Source organism: Paenarthrobacter sp., from assembly GCF_031180005.1.
Classification (GTDB): domain Bacteria; phylum Actinomycetota; class Actinomycetes; order Actinomycetales; family Micrococcaceae; genus Arthrobacter.
Map to the genome: position 1 here is coordinate 1 of NZ_JAPSHI010000068.1, position 2,738 is coordinate 2,738.

Here is a 2,738-nt window from a genome sequence, read left to right on the forward strand (position 1 = left end):
TCCAGGTTCGGGGTGGTCGCCGCCAGGTGAACCATCGCTGCCAAGCTGATCCCCAGGTGGGAGTTCGAGTGCATGGACAGGCCCAGCCCGAACGTTTCCGTGATGCCGGCGAGGGACTGCGAACGGCGAAGGCCGCCCCAAAAGTGATGATCCGACAAAATGACGTCCACGGCACCGGCAGCTACGGAGGCCGGGATATCTGAAAAGCTCACGACGCACATGTTGGTTGCCAGCGGCATAGGCACGGCACGACGCACCTGCGCCATACCTTCTATACCTGGGGTGGGATCCTCCAGGTACTCAAGCACGCCGTCGAGCGCCTTGCCCACCTCGATGGAGGTAGGAACGGACCAGGCTGCGTTCGGATCGAGCCGGAGCGGCATGCCGGGGAATTCCTCCCGTAAAGCATGAATAGCGGCAATCTCCTGATCCGGATGGAAAACTCCGCCTTTGAGCTTCAGGGCGGAAAAGCCGTACTCCCGCACCATCCTCGACGCTTGTTTGACGACTCCTTCGGGGTCCAGCGCGGCTCCCCAGGAATCGTCTTCCTGGCCGGGGTGGCCCGCCCACTTGTAGAAGAGGTATCCGCTGAAAGGAATGGACTCCCTTACGGCGCCGCCAAGCAGGTCACTGACGGGACGGCCCAGGATCTTGCCCTGGACGTCCAAGGCAGCGACGTCAAAGGGAGACAGGACACGGTCGGCGGTCCTGGAGCCTGTCACCATCCCGCTCATGCCATGCCCGCCCTGGATGGTGTCCCCGGCAAGGGCCTGGGCGATCCTGCTTCCCAGCACGTTGATGTTGAAGACGTCTGCGCCGATGATGGCGTCGGCCGCGAGGCGGAGCCGTGCCAGGTGGCCTGCATCGCCATAGGTCTCTCCCAGTCCCGTGATGCCGGCGTCGGTGTGGAGCTGGATAACAGCACGGAGCGCGTAGGGCTCGTGGACGCCGACGGCATTGAGGAGCGGAGGGTCCTTGAAAGCGACGGGCGTGATCGTGACTCCCGTAACCATGACCTGGGAGAGGTTGGAAAGGCTGTGTTGGGGGAGTTCGGTGTGTGCCACGAAATCACTTTCTGTTGGGAAGACGTCGGCTGCTGCGGGACCTGAAGGAATCTTAGGCACTGCCGCTCATGCCCGTCCAAGTCCGTTTTGGACATGCAAAATGCTTTGAAGGTATCGAAACTAGCCGAGCAGCCCGCCGAGCCCGCGGACAATCTGCAGGGTGATATCTGAGGTGGACCGGAGCGCCGCCACTATTTCTTTCTCATAGGCAGGCGTCAGCCGCTCCACGGGCACGGAGCAGCTGAGCGCATCAATCACATCGGCCCGGATAGGCACAGGGATGCCAAAGCAGCGCAGCCCGGGAGTATTTTCCTCGTCGTCGATGGAGTAGCCCCGCTTACGGGTGGCTTCAAGGTCCTTCCGCAGCGCGTCACGGGACGTCAGTGTCGCCGGCGTAAGCGCGGCCAGGGTAGGCGGCAGATGCAGTTCGAGTTCCTCGTCGCTGAACTGGGCCAGGACGGCTTTGCCCAGTGAGGTCGAGTAGGCGGGAAGGCGGCGTCCCACCCGGTTCTGGGCCCTGGCGTACGACGATGACTGGTGGGTGGCCAGGTAAACCATGTCGGTGTGGTCCAGGCGTCCGTAATGGACCGTCTCATCCAGCTGCCGGCTGACTTGTTCCACGTGCGGCTGCACCACACGCAGCAACGGGTCGGTATCCAGGTAGGTGGTTCCTGCCAGCAACGCCCGGATGCCGATGCTGTACAGGGACCGCGTGGAGTCGCTTCGCACCCAGCCAAGGTCAGTCAGTGTCCGGAGAAGTGCATAGGTGCTGCTTCGTGGCGCCTCGAGTGCGTCGCAAAGTTCGCGGACTGTAACCGGCTCGTTGCCCCGCGCTGCCAGCAGTTCGAGCACCTCAACGGTGCGGGCCGCAGATTTAACTCCGCGCACACCACCAGTGGATATATCGGCTGCTGCCGGTTGTTGCTGCTTCATGCAGATCTTCCTTGATCCGGCCCGCGGCCTTGACATTGACGTTCTTCCTAGTCAATTATGAGTTCCATCACGATCTTCTGTCTACATATATAGACAGGCGCTACAGATTCTCGCTTGGCGAGTCGCGGGCCACCCCTCCCCTCGGTAGCAAGACCTAATGAATAACTACACCTGCACGGCCTTCTCCCCGTAGGCCCAAAACAGAGGAAAGCTCAATGATGAACTCCCTGAAGCCCACGCTCTCCACCCTCACTGGCATCGGCATCCTGTCCCTCGTCCTCACCGGCTGCGGTGGAGTCCAGACCGGAACCGGCGGAGCCGGCTCGGGCGGCGAAAGCTTCCCCACCAAGTCCGTCAACCTCACCGCTCCTTCCAGCGCCGGCGGCAGCACCGACCTGATTTCCCGGGCCCTGGCTTCCTCCCTCGAGGAGCCCCTGGGCCAGAGTGTCGTGGTGGAGAACAAGCCCGGCGCCAACACCGCAGTGGGCACCAAAGAGGTCCTGAACTCCAAGGCAGACGGCTACAGCACTGTTCTGGCCGCCGAGTCACTTTTCGCCATCACGCCGCTTTTCGTTGAAGATCCCGACGCCTTGTCCATGGACGACATGACAGTCGTCGCCCCGGTGTCCGAGGAAGAGTACATCCTGGTGGTCAACAAGGACAGCGGCGTTAAGACCCTTGCTGACCTTCTGGCCAAGGACAACATCAAGTACGCCACTTCCGGCGCAGGCACCGGAGGCC

General features: G+C 62.2%; 3 protein-coding genes. 1 reads left to right on the forward strand and 2 read right to left on the reverse strand.

All coding sequences use genetic code 11. The annotated features are described in order from the left end of the window. Nucleotides 1-1,064 (reverse strand): enolase C-terminal domain-like protein (locus tag RIF72_RS19975; protein ID WP_309076524.1); only part of this gene is annotated, 1,064 nt, incomplete at its 3' end. A gap of 120 nt (nucleotides 1,065-1,184) precedes the next feature. Then, nucleotides 1,185-1,997, reverse strand: a complete 813-nt coding sequence (locus RIF72_RS19980) for an IclR family transcriptional regulator (RefSeq protein WP_309076525.1) — start codon at nucleotides 1,995-1,997, stop codon at nucleotides 1,185-1,187. Between the two features lie 215 nt (nucleotides 1,998-2,212). Between RIF72_RS19980 and RIF72_RS19985 the strand changes: the two genes are divergently transcribed. Further along, a partial coding sequence (locus RIF72_RS19985; protein ID WP_309076526.1) for a tripartite tricarboxylate transporter substrate-binding protein occupies nucleotides 2,213-2,738 on the forward strand: 526 nt, incomplete at its 3' end.

Excerpts from the sequence above, each read along its gene's own strand:
- RIF72_RS19980 (WP_309076525.1), bottom strand. The coding sequence starts at position 1,997 with ATGAAGCAGCAACAACCGGCAGCAGCCGATATATCCACTGGTGGTGTG.